At 60.2% G+C, this 16,827-nt stretch carries 13 protein-coding genes and 3 pseudogenes; 6 read left to right on the plus strand and 10 right to left on the minus strand.

Features of this window, described 5'->3' with window-relative positions:
- Positions 1–891, plus strand: an 891-nt coding sequence (locus JFT80_RS02585) for an acyl-CoA dehydrogenase family protein (RefSeq protein ID WP_201146827.1), incomplete at its 5' end; no start/stop codon positions are given.
- A 187-nt stretch (positions 892–1,078) separates the two neighbouring features.
- Here the strand turns inward: JFT80_RS02585 and JFT80_RS02590 are convergent.
- From JFT80_RS02590 to pssA, 7 genes and pseudogenes are all read right to left on the minus strand, one after another.
- Entirely contained in the window at positions 1,079–1,852 is a 774-nt protein-coding gene (locus JFT80_RS02590) for an enoyl-CoA hydratase (RefSeq protein ID WP_201146828.1), read from the minus strand.
- A 14-nt stretch (positions 1,853–1,866) separates the two neighbouring features.
- On the minus strand, positions 1,867–2,994 hold the full coding sequence (locus JFT80_RS02595) for an acyl-CoA dehydrogenase (RefSeq protein ID WP_201146829.1): 1,128 nt from the start codon (positions 2,992–2,994) through the stop codon (positions 1,867–1,869).
- A gap of 129 nt (positions 2,995–3,123) precedes the next feature.
- Positions 3,124–4,317: an acetyl-CoA C-acyltransferase gene (locus tag JFT80_RS02600; RefSeq protein ID WP_201146830.1), complete on the minus strand. Its 1,194-nt coding sequence runs from the start codon at positions 4,315–4,317 to the stop codon at positions 3,124–3,126.
- Between the two features lie 11 nt (positions 4,318–4,328).
- A pseudogene (locus JFT80_RS02605) lies at positions 4,329–5,090 on the minus strand (SDR family NAD(P)-dependent oxidoreductase).
- 16 nt (positions 5,091–5,106) lie between these two features.
- Positions 5,107–6,769 (minus strand): annotated as a pseudogene (locus tag JFT80_RS02610) (AMP-binding protein).
- A gap of 254 nt (positions 6,770–7,023) precedes the next feature.
- Positions 7,024–8,040, minus strand: a complete 1,017-nt coding sequence (locus tag JFT80_RS02615) for an AraC family transcriptional regulator (RefSeq protein ID WP_201146831.1) — start codon at positions 8,038–8,040, stop codon at positions 7,024–7,026.
- 147 nt (positions 8,041–8,187) lie between these two features.
- Complete coding sequence (gene pssA, locus JFT80_RS02620) at positions 8,188–9,531, minus strand: CDP-diacylglycerol--serine O-phosphatidyltransferase (RefSeq protein WP_201146832.1); 1,344 nt, start codon at positions 9,529–9,531, stop codon at positions 8,188–8,190.
- A 168-nt stretch (positions 9,532–9,699) separates the two neighbouring features.
- On the opposite strand from pssA, the gene JFT80_RS02625 reads away from it, so the two are divergent.
- From JFT80_RS02625 to JFT80_RS02640, 4 genes are all read left to right on the plus strand, one after another.
- On the plus strand, positions 9,700–10,557 hold the full coding sequence (locus tag JFT80_RS02625) for an SDR family oxidoreductase (RefSeq protein WP_201146833.1): 858 nt from the start codon (positions 9,700–9,702) through the stop codon (positions 10,555–10,557).
- 131 nt (positions 10,558–10,688) lie between these two features.
- A complete protein-coding gene (locus tag JFT80_RS02630; RefSeq protein WP_122840462.1) occupies positions 10,689–11,300 on the plus strand; it encodes a Yip1 family protein in 612 nt (203 codons plus the stop codon).
- Positions 11,301–11,346: 46 nt separating this feature from the next.
- The gene (locus JFT80_RS02635; RefSeq protein WP_122840463.1) at positions 11,347–12,690 is read left to right on the plus strand and encodes a sodium:proton antiporter; all 1,344 of its coding nucleotides are present in this window, start codon (positions 11,347–11,349) and stop codon (positions 12,688–12,690) included.
- Between the two features lie 116 nt (positions 12,691–12,806).
- Entirely contained in the window at positions 12,807–13,094 is a 288-nt protein-coding gene (locus JFT80_RS02640) for a hypothetical protein (RefSeq protein WP_122840464.1), read from the plus strand.
- A gap of 80 nt (positions 13,095–13,174) precedes the next feature.
- On the opposite strand, the gene JFT80_RS02645 is transcribed toward JFT80_RS02640, so the two are convergent.
- Positions 13,175–14,398, minus strand: coding sequence for a zinc-dependent alcohol dehydrogenase (locus tag JFT80_RS02645; protein WP_201146834.1), 1,224 nt, complete (start codon positions 14,396–14,398; stop codon positions 13,175–13,177).
- Between the two features lie 355 nt (positions 14,399–14,753).
- On the opposite strand from JFT80_RS02645, the gene JFT80_RS02650 reads away from it, so the two are divergent.
- Positions 14,754–15,230 (plus strand): hemerythrin domain-containing protein, encoded by a 477-nt coding sequence (locus JFT80_RS02650; protein ID WP_122840466.1) that lies wholly within the window; start codon positions 14,754–14,756, stop codon positions 15,228–15,230.
- A gap of 54 nt (positions 15,231–15,284) precedes the next feature.
- Here JFT80_RS02650 and JFT80_RS02655 read toward each other — a convergent pair whose 3' ends face one another.
- Both JFT80_RS02655 and JFT80_RS02660 read right to left on the minus strand, forming a co-directional pair.
- Positions 15,285–15,821 (minus strand): hypothetical protein, encoded by a 537-nt coding sequence (locus tag JFT80_RS02655; protein ID WP_201146835.1) that lies wholly within the window; start codon positions 15,819–15,821, stop codon positions 15,285–15,287.
- Between the two features lie 85 nt (positions 15,822–15,906).
- Positions 15,907–16,827, minus strand: a pseudogene (locus tag JFT80_RS02660) (ATP-binding protein); the annotation flags it as partial.

Here is a 16,827-nt window from a genome sequence, read left to right on the forward strand (position 1 = left end):
ATGAGCATCCACAATTCCGTCGGTTGCGGGCCCGTGCTGAACTTTGGCACCGAAGAACAGAAACAGGCCTGGTTGCCGGACCTGGCCAGCGGCAAAGCCATTGGCTGCTTCTGCCTGACCGAACCCCAGGCCGGGTCCGAAGCCCACAACTTGCGCACCCGCGCGGAACTGCGCGATGGCCAGTGGGTGATCAACGGCGCCAAGCAATTCGTCAGCAATGGCAAGCGCGCCAAATTGGCGATCGTGTTCGCCGTGACCGACCCGGACTTGGGCAAACGCGGAATTTCGGCGTTTCTGGTACCGACCGACACGGCGGGGTTCATCGTCGACCGTACCGAACACAAGATGGGCATCCGCGCCTCCGATACCTGCGCGGTGACGCTGAACAACTGCAGCATTCCCGAGGCCAACCTGCTTGGTGAACGCGGTAAAGGCCTGGCGATTGCCCTGTCCAACCTTGAAGGCGGACGCATCGGCATCGCCGCTCAGGCTCTGGGCATTGCTCGGGCAGCGTTTGAAGCGGCGCTGGCGTATTCCAAGGATCGAGTGCAGTTCGACAAGCCGATCATCGAGCACCAGAGCATCGCTAATCTGCTCGCTGACATGCACATGCAACTGAACGCGGCGCGGCTGTTGATCCTGCATGCGGCGCGGCTGCGCTCGGCGGGCAAACCGTGTTTGTCAGAGGCGTCGCAGGCCAAGTTGTTTGCGTCGGAAATGGCCGAGAAGGTCTGCTCGTCGGCGATTCAGATTCATGGCGGGTATGGGTATCTGGAAGATTACCCCGTCGAGAAGTACTACCGCGATGCGCGGATCACGCAGATTTATGAAGGCTCGAGCGAGATTCAGCGGATGGTGATTGCACGGGATTTGAAGAACTATCAGCTCTAAAAGCAAAAGATCGCAGCCTGCGGCAACTCGTACACCAGAGTCTCTGTAGGAGCTGCCGCAGGCTGCGATCTTTTGATCTGGCCTCAAAAGCTTCGCGAGCAGGCTCGCTCCCACAGGGGATTTGCGTACAACGCAGAACCAATGTGGGAGCGAGCCTGCTCGCGAAGGCGTCAGCCGGGGCGACGCATTACTTACCCTTGAACTCCGGCGCACGCTTGGCCACAAACGCCGCCATCCCTTCCTTCTGATCCTGGGTGGCAAACGCCGCATGGAACACCCGGCGCTCGAAGCGCACGCCTTCAGTCAGATTGACTTCGAAGGCACGGTTGACGCTCTCCTTGATCATCATCGCAATCGGCAGCGATTTGCTGGCGATCACCGCCGCGACTTTCAGCGCCTCGGCCAGCAACTCATCCGACGGCACAATGCGCGCGACGATGCCGCAACGCTCGGCTTCCACCGCATCGATCATGCGTCCGCTCAGGCACATTTCCATGGCTTTGGCCTTGCCCACCGCGCGGGTCAGGCGCTGCGTGCCGCCCATGCCCGGCAGCACGCCAAGGTTGATTTCCGGTTGGCCGAATTTGGCGTTGTCACCCGCCAGAATGAAGTCGCACATCAGCGCCAGTTCACAACCGCCACCCAAGGCAAAACCGTTCACGGCGGCGATGATCGGCTTACGGCGGTTGGCCACGCGGTCACTGTCGCTGAACAGGTCATCCATGTAGATCTGCGGGTAACTCAGCTCGGCCATTTCCTTGATGTCGGCACCGGCGGCAAAAGCCTTTTTCGAACCGGTGAGGACGATGCAGCCGATGTTGGCGTCAGCTTCCAGCGCATCGAGCGCCTCGTTCAGTTCGCTGACGATCTGCGCATTCAATGCGTTTAACGCCTGGGGCCGGTTCAGGGTGATCAGGCCAACACGACCGTGGATTTCCAGCAAAATCGTTTCGTAGTTCACAAATGGACTCCTGTTCAAAGGTTGCGCGAGATAACCATGCGTTGAATGTCGCTGGTGCCTTCGTAGATCTGGCACACCCGCACGTCGCGGTAGATGCGCTCCAGCGGGAAGTCGTTCAGGTAACCGTAGCCGCCCAGGGTTTGCAAGGCCGCAGAACAGACTTTTTCAGCCATTTCCGAGGCAAACAACTTGGCCATCGAGGCTTCGACCAGGGCGGGCTTGCCGCTGTCACGCAAAGCTGCTGCGTAATGCACCATCTGCCGGGCAACGGCGATCTGGGTGGCCATGTCGGCGAGGCGGAACGCGACAGCCTGATGCTCAATGATCGGCTTGCCGAAGGTATCACGCTCACGCGCGTAATCACGCGCCGCTTCGAACGCCGCGCGAGCCATGCCCACCGATTGCGAGGCGATGCCAACACGCCCGCCCTCAAGGTTGGCCAGAGCGATTTTGTAGCCTTCGCCCTCCTCCCCCAATCGATTGGCCACCGGGACTTTGACGTCCTCGAAAAGAATCTGGCAGGTGTCGGAAGCGTGCTGGCCGAGCTTGTCTTCGACACGTGCAACTTTGTAGCCCGGCGAATCGGTCGGCACGATAAACGCGGAGATGCCGCGCTTGCCCGCACTCGGATCAGTGACGGCAAAGACGATGACGATCCCGGCGTTCTGCCCGGAAGTGATGAACTGTTTGCAGCCGTTCAGCACGTAGTGATCACCTTCGAGGCGCGCGCGGGTTTTCAGACTGCTGGCGTCGGAACCGGCCTGCGGTTCGGTGAGGGCGAAGGCACCGAGCATCGCACCGCTGGCCAGCGGCTTGAGGAAGCGTTCGCGCTGATCGTCGTTGCCGAATTTGAGGATTGGTACGCAGCCCACCGAGTTGTGCACGCTCATGATCGTCGAGCAGGCGCCATCGCCGGCAGCGATTTCTTCCAGGGCCATGGCGTAGGCCAGATAACCGGTGTCGCAACCGCCCCATTGCTCCGGCACGAGCATGCCGAAGAAGCCCAGTTCGGCCATTTCGCCGATGGCTTCGGTGGGAAAACGATGCAGGCGGTCCCACTCGGCGGCGAACGGTTTCAGCCGTTCCTGGGCAAACTGCCGTGCCGCGTCGCTGATCTGGGATTGTTCGTCATTGGGAATCATGCCAAATCCTTGAATATGAAATACCCCGTGTAGGAGCTGCCGCAGGCTGCGATCCTTTGATGTCGTATTTACAAGATCAAGGTCAAAAGATCGCAGCCTGCGGCAGCTCCTACAGGGAGTGTGCGGGTTTTAGTACAGGCATTCCACAGCCATGGCCGTGGCTTCACCGCCGCCGATGCAGATGGCTGCAACGCCGCGCTTCAAGCCTTTCTGGCGCAGCGCCGAGAGCAGGGTCACCAGGATCCGCGCGCCGGATGCGCCAATGGGATGGCCCAGTGCGCAAGCCCCGCCGTGCACGTTGACTTTCTCATGGGGGATTTCCAGCTTGGCCATGGTCACCAGGCTGACCACCGCAAACGCTTCGTTGACTTCAAACAGATCGACCTGGTCCAGGGACCAGCCCGTCTTTTTCATCAGCTTGCGGATTGCGCCCACCGGGGCCACCGGGAACAGCCCCGGGGTATCGGCAAAGGCAGCATGCCCGTGAATCACTGCCAGCGGCTTGAGCCCCTGTTTTTCGGCAGCGGAGCGGCGCATCAACACCAGGGCCGCAGCGCCGTCGGAGATCGAGCTGGAGTTGGCCGCAGTGACGGTGCCACCGTCGCGGAACGCCGGCTTGAGTGCAGCAATCTTGTCGAGTTTGGCTTTCGGCGGCTGTTCGTCGTTACTGATCAGCACCTGTTCCTTGCCGACGGTAACGGTAAGCGGGACGATCTCGTCCTTGAAACTGCCGTCCTTGATCGCCTGCTGTGCACGGGTGGTCGAGGCAATGGCAAAGGCATCCTGGGCTTCGCGGCTGAAGCCGTGGGTCTCGGCGCAGTCTTCGGCGAAGGTGCCCATCAGGCGTCCCTTGTCGTAGGCGTCTTCAAGCCCGTCGAGAAACATGTGGTCCATCACCCGACCGTGACCCATGCGGTAACCGCTGCGTGCGCGGTCCAGCAGGTACGGCGCGTTGGACATGCTCTCCATGCCTCCGGCGACGACCACCTCGGCACTGCCGGCGACGAGCATGTCGTGGGCCAGCATCGTCGCTTCCATACCCGAGCCGCACATTTTGTTCAACGTGGTGCAGCGGGTTGATTTGTCCAACCCTGCACCCAGCGCGGCCTGGCGCGCCGGGGCCTGGCCAAGGCCTGCGGAGAGGACGCAGCCAAACAGCACTTCCTCGACCAGAGCAGGGACGATACCGGCGCGTTCGACGGCGGCGCTGATCGCGGCGGCACCCAGCTGCGGTGCGGTGAGACTTTTCAGTTCGCCCTGGAACCCGCCCATGGGGGTGCGCACGGCGCTGACAATAACAATCGGATCGTTGGCAATAGTCATGACGAATTCTCCTACCTGGCGGCCATGCGCAAGGCACCGTCGAGACGGATCACCTCGCCATTGAGCATGCTGTTTTCAATGATATGCCTTACCAGCGCGGCATACTCGTCCGGTTTCCCGAGCCTGGGTGGAAACGGCACGCCAGCCGCCAGCGACGCGCGTACTTCAGGCGTCATGCCGGCCATCATCGGCGTCTCGAAAATGCCCGGGGCAATGGTCATCACGCGGATGCCAAAGCGCGCCAGCTCGCGAGCGGCGGGCAAGGTCAGGCTGACGATAGCGCCCTTGGACGCCGCGTAAGCCGCCTGGCCGATCTGGCCGTCATAGGCAGCGGCCGACGCAGTATTGATGATCACCCCGCGCTCGCCGTCGCTATCCGCTTCAGTTTCGGCAATCGCCGCTGCCGCCAGGCGCAGCATATTGAAGCTGCCGATCAGGTTGACGTTGATCACTTGGCTGAAGCTGGCCAGCGTATGCGGGCCGCTCTTGCCGAGGATTTTTCGCCGCGCACGATACCGGCGCAGTTGACCAGGCCATTGAGGCCGCCGAAGGCTTTCACCGTGGCTTGCACTGTGGCTTCAGCGGCGGCCTCATCACTGATGTCGGCAACCACACTTTGCGCGCCCAGGCGCTGGGCCTGGAGCGGCGACGGCGTCGGCGTTCATGTCTACCAGCATCACGCTGGCACCGGCGGCCACCAGCATTTCAGCGGTGGCGGCACCGAGCCCGGACGCACCGCCGGTGACGAGAAAAACCTTGTTTTCGATCTGCATCACAGTTTCCTTGGATTCAAGCTGAAACGTTCTTCGCGGCGGCCTCTTGAGCCTTGGCGATTTCCTGGTTGCGCAAGATAAAGCGCTGCAATTTGCCGCTTGGGGTTTTCGGCAATTCGCTGACAAATTCGATTTCACGGGGGTACGAATGCGCGGCCAGGCGCTTGCGCACGTGTTGGCGCAGTTCTTCGGCGAGCGCCGGATCGGCGCGGTATTGCGCACTGAGTACAACGAAGGCTTTGACCAGCTCGGTGCGCTCCGGATCAGGCTTGCCGACCACTGCCGCCTCGACCACGGCCGGGTGCTCGATCAGCGCGCTTTCCACGTCGAACGGGCCGACCCGGTAGCCGGAGGTGGTGATCACGTCGTCACTGCGCCCGACGAAGCTGATGCTGCCATCGGGGTTCCACTCGACGGTGTCGCCGCTCAGGTAGTAGTGGCCGACGAACGCTTTGGTGGGGCCGCCTTCGTAACCGGCGAACCAGCACATCGGTGACTGGCTGCGATCGATGGCCAGGATGCCCGGCTGACCGACGCTCAGTTCCTGGCAGGCCTCATCCAGCACCACAATGCGGTGGCCGGGCGAGGCAAAGCCGGCGGCGCCCATGTGAATCGGGTGTTCCAGGCCGTGGTGATTACACAGCACCATGCCCAGTTCGGTCTGGCCATAATGGTCGTGGATGACCACGTTCAGGTTGTCGGCGAACCAGCGGATCACTTCCGGGTTCAGCGGTTCACCGGCACTGCTGACAATGCGCAACCTGCCTTTGATGGACCGGGCGAACTCGTCGCCGCCGGCGATCAGCAGTCGGTAGGCCGTGGGCGAGCCCGTGAGGTTGGTGATTCCATATTTATTGATGACCCGGCAGGTACTTTCCAGGGTGAACGGGCCGTCGTAAAGGTAATCGGATGCCCCATCGCCAGTGGCCCGGTTACGCCGAAATAAATGCCGTAGGCCCAGCCGGGATCGGCGACGTTCCAGAATGCATCTTCGGGGCGCAAGTCGACCGCATCGCGGGTGTAACTCTGGAACGCCACGATGGCCTTCAGGGGTACGGACAGGGCTTTCGACGGGCCGGTGGTGCCAGAGGTGAACATCAGCAGGAAAGGGTCTTCACCAGTGAGCAGCACCGGTTCGCAGACAGCAGGGTAATTGGCCAGCTCAGCCCAGAAGCTGAAATCGCCACGGACAATGCCCTGGCCTTTGGTCCTGCGACGGTAACGATGGTCGGGCAGCTCTCGACCTCGGCGAGCTTGCTGCGATTGCCCGCATCGGTCACCACCACCTTGGCGCCTGAACTGTTCAGGCGATGTTCGAGTGCTTTGGGGCCAAAAGCGGTGAACAGCGGCTGATAGACCGCGCCGATTCGCCAGGTGGCGAACACGGTGATGAGCAATTCGACGTTGCGCGGCAGCAGGCCGGCGACCTTGTCGCCCTTCTGTACGCCCTGGGCGAGGAGAAAATTGGCGAAACGCGCGGCTTTGTCCTGCAAGTCGCTGAAAGTGTACGTCGCACTGGCGCCGTCGCGGCCTTCCCAGAACAGCGCAATGCGTCCCGGCAAGGCATGGCGGTCGCAACACTCGACGCAGGCATTGAGCGCAGTGAGGTCGCCGGCCAGTGCGGCATCGACGGTGTGCTGATAGTTGAACTGTTCAGTGGCAGACAAGTAATCGCGCATTGCCAGAATCCCTCTGTGTTTTTATTAGGCTGGGAAGCGTAAACAACAGGGGGATAGTCGCGCTGTGGGGCTGTGGCGGCAATGGTCAAAGCCATCAAAGTGGCTGACTGGTTTGGCCAGGGTTCGAGAGGCGCAGCGGCTGCCATGGCCTCGTCGCGAGCACGCTCGCTCCCACAGGATCTGTGTGCTGACGCTAAAACTGCAGGAGCGAGCTTGCTCGCGATGTGGCCAGTCAGGCCACTCCACAATCACGCTCAGTTCGGCTCATTGAGTATAAGACTGCGGTAGTGCCCGGGATTCGACCCCGACCACTTGCGAAACGCCTTGTAGAACGAACTCGCATCGGCGAACCCCAACCGCGCCGCGATCTCGACAAAACTGATCGAAGGCTCCGCCAGCCAGACAATCGCCAGTTCCTTGCGCACGCTGTCCTTGAGCCCTTGATACGTCTGCCCTTCCTCGGCAAGACGCCGACGCAAGGTCGAGGCCGACATGTACAATTGCTGCGCCAGGGCGTCGGTTTCCGGCCATTGCTCGGCGGTGATCTGCCGCAAATCGTGCTTGATCCGGCTGGCCAGGCTCTGTGGATCGCGGTATTTCACCAGGATATTAGCCGGGGCATGGGCCAGGAAGCGCTTGAGCTCATCGGGACTGCGGCGGATCGGCATGTCCAGGCAATCGGCGGCAAAAATCATGCGAGTGCGGGGTCGATCGAAGCGCAGGTTCTCGGAAAACATCACCTGGTAGTCGTCCAGAAAATCCGGTGCCGGGCAGCGCAGTTCAATCGCCAGGATCGGTATTCGCCGCCCGGCCAACCAGCAGGCGACGCCGTGCACGATCATCCAGTAGGTAAAGTAGGTGAACGCGCGCTTGGCGGGTTGCTCATCCTCGATCAGCACGATTTCCGCCAGGCTCTGCTGACGCACCAGGTGCGCTGGCAGGTGCCGGAACATCAGCGAGAGAAAGTCCAGGCCGCAGGTAAGGCCGGCCATCAGGCTGGGCTGGGCCATGGCGCTGCGGCAGAGGAATTCGAAACTTCCGGAGCGCAGCGGGCGCGGATCCATGCCAAAAAACTCATCGTCGCCCCGTCGGGCCAGCAGGCGCCACAGCCGTGCATAGGCCGTCGCCGGCACCCGGGCATTCGCGGCACCCAGTAACGCCGGGGCAATGCCGACCTTTTCCAGTATTTCGGCGGTTGCCACGCCGGGCGCACAACTTTGCAACAGGGCTTCGCGCACCAGTTGGATGGAGATAGTGTCTTTTTCCGACATTAAATCAGGCAGGCCAGGTTGTTATTCGAATATCGCCATCTTACATGCAGGAGGCAGCTTGCTGGCGATGGTCTTTAACGATGACGCGGGGTGCCTGATGCCCCGAGGCGGCCTCTGGTTTTTCGCGAGCGAGCTGGCTCCTGCAAGTTACAGGATCCGGTACAGCAACCTCTCGATCCGCACGCGGCTGACGCGCTTGAGGAACTTGGCCACCGCTGCCGGGTATTCCACCAGTGTTTCCAGGTCCTGGTATCGGCCAATGCGCGTGGTGTGCTGGAAAATCTGCCCAAGCTCTTCCCTGCGCGGCGCCAGCAGCTCACCTTTGGGATCATCGATCAGCAACGCGTTTTCCAGGTCGAGACGGAACGCCCGTGGATTCAGGTTATTACCGGTGAGCAAGGTATAACGCTGATCGATCCACATGCCCTTGAGGTGATAGGTGTTGTCGCCATCACGCCACAGGTGCAGGTTCAACTGGCCGCTGTCGATGTTTCGCTGATGCCGCTTGGCGAAGCGCCGCAGGCTGATTTCGTACAGATACGGCAACGCCGCGATCACCTTGAACGGCTCGCTCGGCGGAATGTAGAAGTCGTTGGCGGTCTTGTCGCCGACCACAATGTCGATCTTCACCCCACGGGCCAGGGCACGATTGACCTCGCGGATCACGCCGAGCGGCAGGTTGAAGTACGGCGTGCAAATGGTCAGTTGCTGTTGCGCGCTGGCGATCAGTTCGAGAATCGCCCGGTTCAGCGGGTTGTTCTTGCCCACGCCGAGCAATGGACTGACCGACAGACCCGTGTGCGCCGTGCTGCCGGCGCTGGTGTCGTAGGTTGCGTATTTGAGCCGACTGCGCAGGTCGCCGATGTCGTTGCGCAGGCTGCGCGTAGTCGGCAGGTTGGGCAGGTCGAGACGATGCACCGCTTTCGATTCGATCAGACCGTGCTTGACCAAGTGGTGCATCGAGTCGGCCAGTTCGTGGCTTTGCAGCACGTGGTAACGGTCGAACCGGTACTTGTCGAACTTGTGCAGGTAGACGTTGTTAAGACTTGCACCGCTGTAGACCACGCAATCATCGATCACAAAGCCCTTCAGGTGCAGCACGCCGAACAGTTCGCGGGTCTGCACCGGCACGCCGTAGACCGGCACCTCGCTCTGATGCGTGCGAGTCATTTCCTGATACCACGCCGCGTTGCCCGGCTGCTTGCCGGCACCGATCAAACCACGCTGAGCGCGCAGCCAGTCGACGACCACGGCAATTTCAAGCTCTGGGCGCTTGAGTTTGGCGGCGTGCAAGGCATCGAGGATTTCCTGACCGGCTTCGTCTTGCTGTAAATAGAGCGCGACGATGTAGATGCGCTGGGTCGCCGCAGCGATTTTCTCCAGCAGGCAACGACGAAATTCGGCGGCACCGGACAGAATGGTCACGGCCTCGGCGGTCAGCGGAAAGCTGCGCAATTTGGGCAGCAAGGAACGTTTGAAAAGCAACGGCATAGGGCTCGCAATGGGTCGAATCCGAAGAACCCGAGAGCTTACACCATGGCGTCGCGCCTGGCACAGCGTGTTGACCGTTCAACCCTTTCACCGAAAATCCAACCGAACCCACGCCAAAAGCCCAGGGTCCACCCTCTGACTCTTTCGCCTTGAGATTGGAGATTCACGATGAATGACTATCCAAAACCGCCCTTCCCCAAACAGGCACAACCCGTCCCCGGCTCCCAGAAAAAAATGGATCCCTACCCGGACTGCGGTGAGCAAAGCTACAAAGGCTCCGGCCGGCTGGAAGGCAAGATTGCCCTGATTACCGGCGCCGACAGCGGCATCGGCCGCGCCGTGGCAATTGCCTTCGCCCGCGAAGGCGCGGACGTGGTCATTGCCTACCTCAACGAACATGAAGACGCCCAGGAAACCGCACGCTGGGTCGAACAGGCCGGCCGCCAGTGCCTGCTGGTGCCAGGCGACCTGGCGCAAAAAGCCAAATGCCAGGCGGTGGTCGACAAGACCGTCGAACGCTTCGGTCGCATTGACGTGCTGGTCAACAACGCCGCGTTCCAGATGACCCACGAGAATTTCGAAGACATTCCGGACGAGGAATGGGTGATGACATTCGACGTCAACATCACCGCGATCTTTCGCATCTGCCAGGCGGCGTTGAAACACATGAAGCCCGGCAGCTCGATCATCAATACCAGCTCCATCAACTCGGACATGCCCAAGCCTACCCTGCTCGCCTACGCTACTACCAAGGGAGCTATCGCCAACTTTACCGGCGGCTTGGCGCAGATGCTCGGGCCGAAGAACATCCGGGTCAACAGCGTCGCACCGGGGCCCATCTGGACGCCGCTGATCGTCTCGACCATGCCCGACGAAGAAGTGCAGAACTTTGGCGGCAGCACGCCGTTGGGTCGCCCCGGTCAGCCTGTCGAAGTGGCGCCGATCTACGTCCTCCTCGCTTCCGACGAAGCGAGCTACATCACCGGTCAGCGCTACGGCGTCACCGGCGGCAAACCGATGCTCTAACTGTCGCGCAGTCAGTCTTGGGGCTGCACGCCAAGACTGGCTGGCCTGTGCGACAAAAAATGAACCGTCGGTAAATGCCCTTGCTCAATACGTTTATAGCCCTCCACCACGGGCCGTTCGAGGAGGTCGTCATGTCCGCACCTATCGTCAAGCTATTCACTCAACCCAACTACGCCTGGACGGATATTCGCAAGGAAGAGGAAGCGCATCCGCGCCACTACCTTGCGCATCTGCTCCTGCTCGCCCTGATCCCCGCAGTGTGCCTGTTCATCGGGACCACCTACGTGGGTTGGAGTTTGGCGCAGAATGAGACAGTCAAGCTCAGTACCACTAGCGCCTTGCAGCTGTGCGTGATGCTCTACGTGACTATTCTGCTGGGCGTAGCAGTAATGGGCCTGTTCATACGCTGGATGTCGCGCACCTTCGACGCCCGGCCAACCATCAACCAATGCATCGGATTTGCGGCTTACACCGCCACCCCGTTCTTCCTGGCTGGGCTGGCAGGCCTTTATCCCAGCCGTTGGCTGGCCATCGCGGTGCTGGGCGCTGCAGGCATCTACTCGACATTTTTGCTGTTCGTAGGCTTGCCCACGTTTATGCATGAACGCAAGGAACAGGGAGTATTGAATGCCGCCTGCGTCTGGGGCGTGGGCTTGCTAGTGCTGGTCACTATCCTGGTGGAAATGATCTTGCTGTGGTTCAACGTGCTGACGCCCGAATACCTGCGCGCGACTGTCGGTTGAGCTTACTCCACGCTGTATCACGGCCACCCTCGCGCAGGACGCAAGTATGAGTTTTACCATTTGGGTGGCCGTTCTCGGTGCCGTGTTACTGACCCTGGCATTGACGTCGTCCTATCTGCGCTGGAAGCCCGTTACCACCTCGGCGGTATGCCTGGCGCTGGGCGTCGGCATCGGCCCCACCGGCCTGGGCGTATTGAAACTGGATGTGGACGATGCATCAGTGTGGATGGAACACCTGACCGAAGTGGCGGTGTTGTTTTCCCTGTTCGTTTGCGGTTTGAAGCTGCGCGCTCCCTTCAGGCAAAAGAACTGGCGAGTGGCACTGGGCCTGGCGGGCCCGGTTATGATGCTGAGCATTGCCGGGGTTTGTCTGCTGCTGCACTTCGCGTTCCAGTTGCCTTGGGGGGTCAGCGTACTGGTTGGCTCGATCCTGGCGCCGACCGACCCTGTGCTCGCGTCTCTGGTGCAGGTTAACGATGCCCGCGACGACGACAGTGTGCGGTTCGGCCTGTCCGGCGAGGCTGGCCTGAATGACGGGGTCGCCTTCCCGTTCGTGATTCTTGGATTGCTCCTGCTGCAACAAGACGGCAACCCCGGCTGGCTGGGAGATTGGGCGCTCGGCAGAGTGCTCTGGGCAGTGCCGGCGGGGCTGTTGATCGGGTACTGGATGGGCCGTGGAATCGGCCGGTTGACCTTATCCCTGCGCATTGCCAATGAAGACAGCACCCTCTCCCCCAACGACTATCTGGCCCTGGCCCTCATCGCATTGGCCTATGTCGGCGCCGAGTGGGTTCACGCCTACGGGTTCCTGTCTGTATTCGCCGCTGGCCTGGGGTTGCGTCAGGAAGAGGTCAAGTCAACGGGCGATGCCCCGGTGCCGGCCGAGCATCTGGTCCAGCCAGTGGTCGGTCACCAGAACGTCGACCCCCAGCAAGCGGTGCATGGCGATACCGAGAATCTTGAAGATTCCCAAGTGGCCGCCGGCATCATGATGGGCGACATGCTGGCATTTGGCGGTCTGGTGGAGCGCGCCATGGAAGTATTCCTGGTGACCTTGCTCGGCGTGGTGCTGATTGCGCACTGGGACTGGCGCGCGCTGCCGATAGGTGGCGCATTGTTCCTGCTGATCAGACCGCTGAGCGTCCTGGCCATGCCCTGGGGCGGTCTGCTCGAAAGTCGCCAGCGCCTGTTGATCGGCTGGTTCGGGATCCGCGGGATCGGCAGCCTGTATTACCTGTTCTACGCCCTAAACCACGGGCTGGACCCGTCAGTCGCGGCCTTGTGCACCAATCTGACGTTGTCGGTGGTGGCGTTGAGCATCCTCGTGCACGGGGTCAGCACCCAACCCATCCTTGCTCGATACGAACAGCGTAAAAAACGAAAAAACTGATTTTTTGCTCAGGGTTTTATCGTCGGAATAATCGAAATTTAACGCTCATAAATTTGAAATCCTTCGCCGGTGCCGCTGCCTATTAATCATTAACATTCCGAACAAAGGTGCCGGCCATGATCCACTACTCCACCCGTGATGAAATTTCAGCCTGCCGCGAGTTCGCCCTGGAACGCAACCGCCAACTATTTGAGGAAGCCGAGACGCTGAATCAAGCCGCCTTCGCCCTCCTCGAAGGCAGCGAGCTGGATGGTGAGCAGTTCGACCGCTACCAGGCAATGCGCAGAAAAGCCGACTTGAAATTCGAAGAAGCCATCGAGCATTTGCGCCTGTTGAACGAGGACTTCCCTTCGATGCCGATGGCGGTTGCCAATCCCAAACCCGCGCACGAATCCAGAGCGTGATGTAGCTGGCACTGCCTGTCACTTGCAGGAGCCGGCTTGATGCTCCTGCAAGTGTGCTTCGCCCCTTTTTCGGCTCTGCATCAGGTCACTGGGATTACCTGGGCCTCGAAGGTTTCAGCCAAGGGCTCCTCAGGGCTACCCGGAGTCAGGATCACTTTGCGACAATCCTCCTGCTTTTTATCAAACAGCTTGTACCCTTCGGCGGCCTGCTCCAGTGACATGCGGTGGGTGACGATTGCCTCGGGTTGCAAGCGTCCGGTTTCGATATACCCCAGCAGCTGCGGCAAATAGCGCTGGACATGGGTCTGCCCCATTTTGAATGTCAGGCCTTTATCGAACGCGTCACCGAACAGGAAACCATGGATAAAGCCGGAGTAAACCCCAGGCACGCTGACCACGCCACCTCGGCGAACGGCAGCGATACTCTGGCGCAGCGCCTTGCCACTGCTGCCCTCCAGCTTCAACGTCGCCAGCACCGTCTCGGTGGTGCTGCCCTTGGCCTCGAAGCCTACCGCGTCAATGACCGCGTCCACCCCGCGACTGCCAACGGTCTGGCGAATGATGGTGTCCGCCGGGTCGTCATCTTCATCGAAGTTTATCGGGATCACTCCATAGGCACTCTGCGCGTAAGCCAGTCGATACGGATGATGATCGACCATGAAAATTTGCTCGGCGCCCAGCATTCGTGCGCAGGCAGCGCTGAGGAGCCCCACTGGGCCTGCACCGTAGATCGCCAGGCTGGAACCATGGCCAATGCCAGCGTTAAGTACGGCTTGCCAGGCGGTAGGCAGGATGTCCGAAAGAAACAGTACTTTCTCGTCTGCCAGCATACCCGGAACCTTGAAGGGCCCGGTGTTGGCCTTGGGGACACGCACTAACTCGGCCTGCCCGCCGGGAATGCCTCCATATAAACGGCTGAAGCCGAACAACGCGGCCGGTGGAGGGATTGCCTTTTTGTTGACGATGGCTCCGCGCCCGGAGTTGGTGGTTTCGCAGCACGCGAACAGCTCTTGCTGGCAGAAAAAGCAGTCGCCACAGGCGATCACGAAAGGGATCACTACCCGATCACCGCGCTGTACCGCAGTCACCGCCGAACCGGTTTCCTCGACAATGCCCATGAACTCATGGCCGAAGATATCGCCATGCTCGACCGTTGGAATCTTTCCTCGATAGAGATGGAGATCAGATCCGCATATCGCCGTCGCGGTCACTCGAAGAATGATGTCATCACTTTCCTCGATAACCGGATCGGGAACCGTGTCGACTTTGACGCTGTGCGCGCCGTGATAGGTGAGTGCTCTCATGGCTGCATCCTCGCTGGTCAATCTCGCTGGTCAATAAAGACTGGATAGTCTGTAGTTAAGGGCGATGGCTGAAGCGGCGAGTTCAGTTGAATGCGAGGCGATTCTGATCGGCGGTTTTTGCCTCTACAAGTAAAAATCCCGCGTCGTGCCAGCCCAATGCGAAGTGCAATGGCCGCCTTTGTACACTCATGCAGGCTGCATGGTGGTCCCAGCTTATAAGCAGAGTTAATTAATTGATTTATAATAGAATTAGCCGCTGATCGGATCCGGCACGGGAAATGCTCCCTCACTGTAAGCGACCTGCGGCATCGAGACCGTTAGCGCTCTACCCGTGACTATTCGAGAGAACCCGACCATGAACGCCATCGACCTGTTGAAAGCCGACCATGAACGCGTGAAGAGCATCCTGACCCAGTTGAGCGAATCCACCGAGCGTGGAGTCAAGAAACGCACGGAGCTGCTTGCCAAGCTGGAAATGGAAATCACCATCCATACCCGGCTCGAGGAAGAAGTGTTGTACCCCGCCTACAAGAAAGCCGGGGGCAAAGAGCAGGAAATCATGTACTACGAAGCCAAGGAAGAACACCGCACGGTCGATTCCCTGGTGCTGCCAGACCTGAAAGCAACCGACCCATCGACCCCCGAGTTTTCCGGGCGGGTGAAGGTAGTAAAGGAGTTGCTGGAGCACCACATCGAAGAGGAAGAACAGGAGATGTTCCCTGAAGCCAGGAAGCTGCTGGGCAAGGCTGAGCTGGAAGAGCTTGGGGCGCAGATGGAGAGTTTGAAAGCGCAGTACAAGAAAGAGATGAGCGCCGCTAATCTGGCGGCTTGATAGCCAATGCCAGGGCGTGGCGAGGGCAAGCCCCCGCCACAGCCCAAAGGCTGATCAACCACCAGGATTGGTCACCTGAATAAATACCGCATAAGTGCCCAGCAATACCCAAAACGTCGCAAAAATCCACGGGGTTCGTACTGAAAACAGTAGCGACTTGCGGTACCCCTTGTGCGAAGACTCCATCTCGCTGAATAAAGGTGATTCATCGTACGCCAGGCCCATCAGGGGTTCACTGCTCAACAGTTCGCTCTGTTTGAAATGCCAGTGATCGATGATGTCGTACGCCGCCCTGATGCCGGGCCAGGCATTCAGGGAACTCAGCAACCCCAGCAGCGCCAGGAATGGCGGTACGACCAAGGTGAACAGCTTGCCCCACTCGGGGTTGAGGTTTGCCATACAGGATGCGAACGCAATGACCAGGAACGACTGCGCGGCCAGGTAGGCATCCGTGCGGTTGGCCAGGATGCTGGTCTCATACTGGATTTCCCTGCGGTAGAAATCCAGGCGCTCCTTCGGTGAGCCAAACATTTTGGCATTGTGTTCGGTCAGGGCTTCTTCAGCCGTGGCTTCGGTCAATATTCTGGGCACGGGGGTTCTGTCAGGTCTGAAAAAGAATTAGAAGATCCGGCTTGAAACTAGTTCAGCCGGATTTCATTCCCTGGCCTGCACGCACTTACTTCAAGGTCGAGGCAATGATTTCTACCAGGTTGAGCTGGTTGAATGGCTTGGACAGCCGCGGCAGATTGGCAGCGAAACCTTCCAGTCGCTCGGCGAAGCCGGTGGCGATGATGATGGGGATGCCCGGGGCGATCTCCTGAATGGCATGCGCCAGTTGCGCGCCACTCATGTGCGGCATGGCCATGTCGGTGATCACCAGGTCGAATGGCTGGTCGGCGCTGAACAATTGCAGCGCTTTCGCGCCGGAGTTCGCTGCTGTGACCTTATGGCCCAGGTCCTCCAGCAGGAGGCAGGTGCTGGTCAGGACCAGGCTGTCATCGTCCACCACCAGTACGCTTATTCGTGACACAGGTGCAGACGGCTCGGTTTCGGCCTGTAGTCGGGTTGCGCTGCTGGCACCAGCCACCGGCAACCACAACTCGGCCGTGGTGCCTTTATCCTTCTGGCTCTTGAGGATGAAACGGCCACCCAGCTGTTCGATAAACCCGTGCACCATCGACAAGCCCAGGCCGGTGCCCTTTCCAAGCCCTTTGGTGGTGAAGAACGGGTCCATTGCCGAGGCGAGCGTGGCGTCGTCCATGCCTTCGCCGTTATCGCTAACGCTCAGGCAGATATATTGCCCGGCCGCCAGAGACAGAGTCGATTGCGCATGGATCTCCACGGCCTGGGCACTGACCAGAATTTCGCCGCCCTGGGGCATGGCGTCGCGGGCATTGGTTACCAGGTTCATCACGGTCAATTCAGCTGGTTCATGTCGGCGAGGGCCGGCTCGAGTCCTGGCGGGAAATGGGTTACCAAACGCACGGACGGCCCCAGCGCACTGCGTAACAGTCCGGTAATGCCCTGCACCATTTCCGCAACCTGGACCGGTTCGGTCTTGAGCTCCTGGCGTCGGGCAAAAGCCAGCATACGCTGG

The organism is Pseudomonas sp. TH10 (genome assembly GCF_016651255.1).
Classification (GTDB): domain Bacteria; phylum Pseudomonadota; class Gammaproteobacteria; order Pseudomonadales; family Pseudomonadaceae; genus Aquipseudomonas.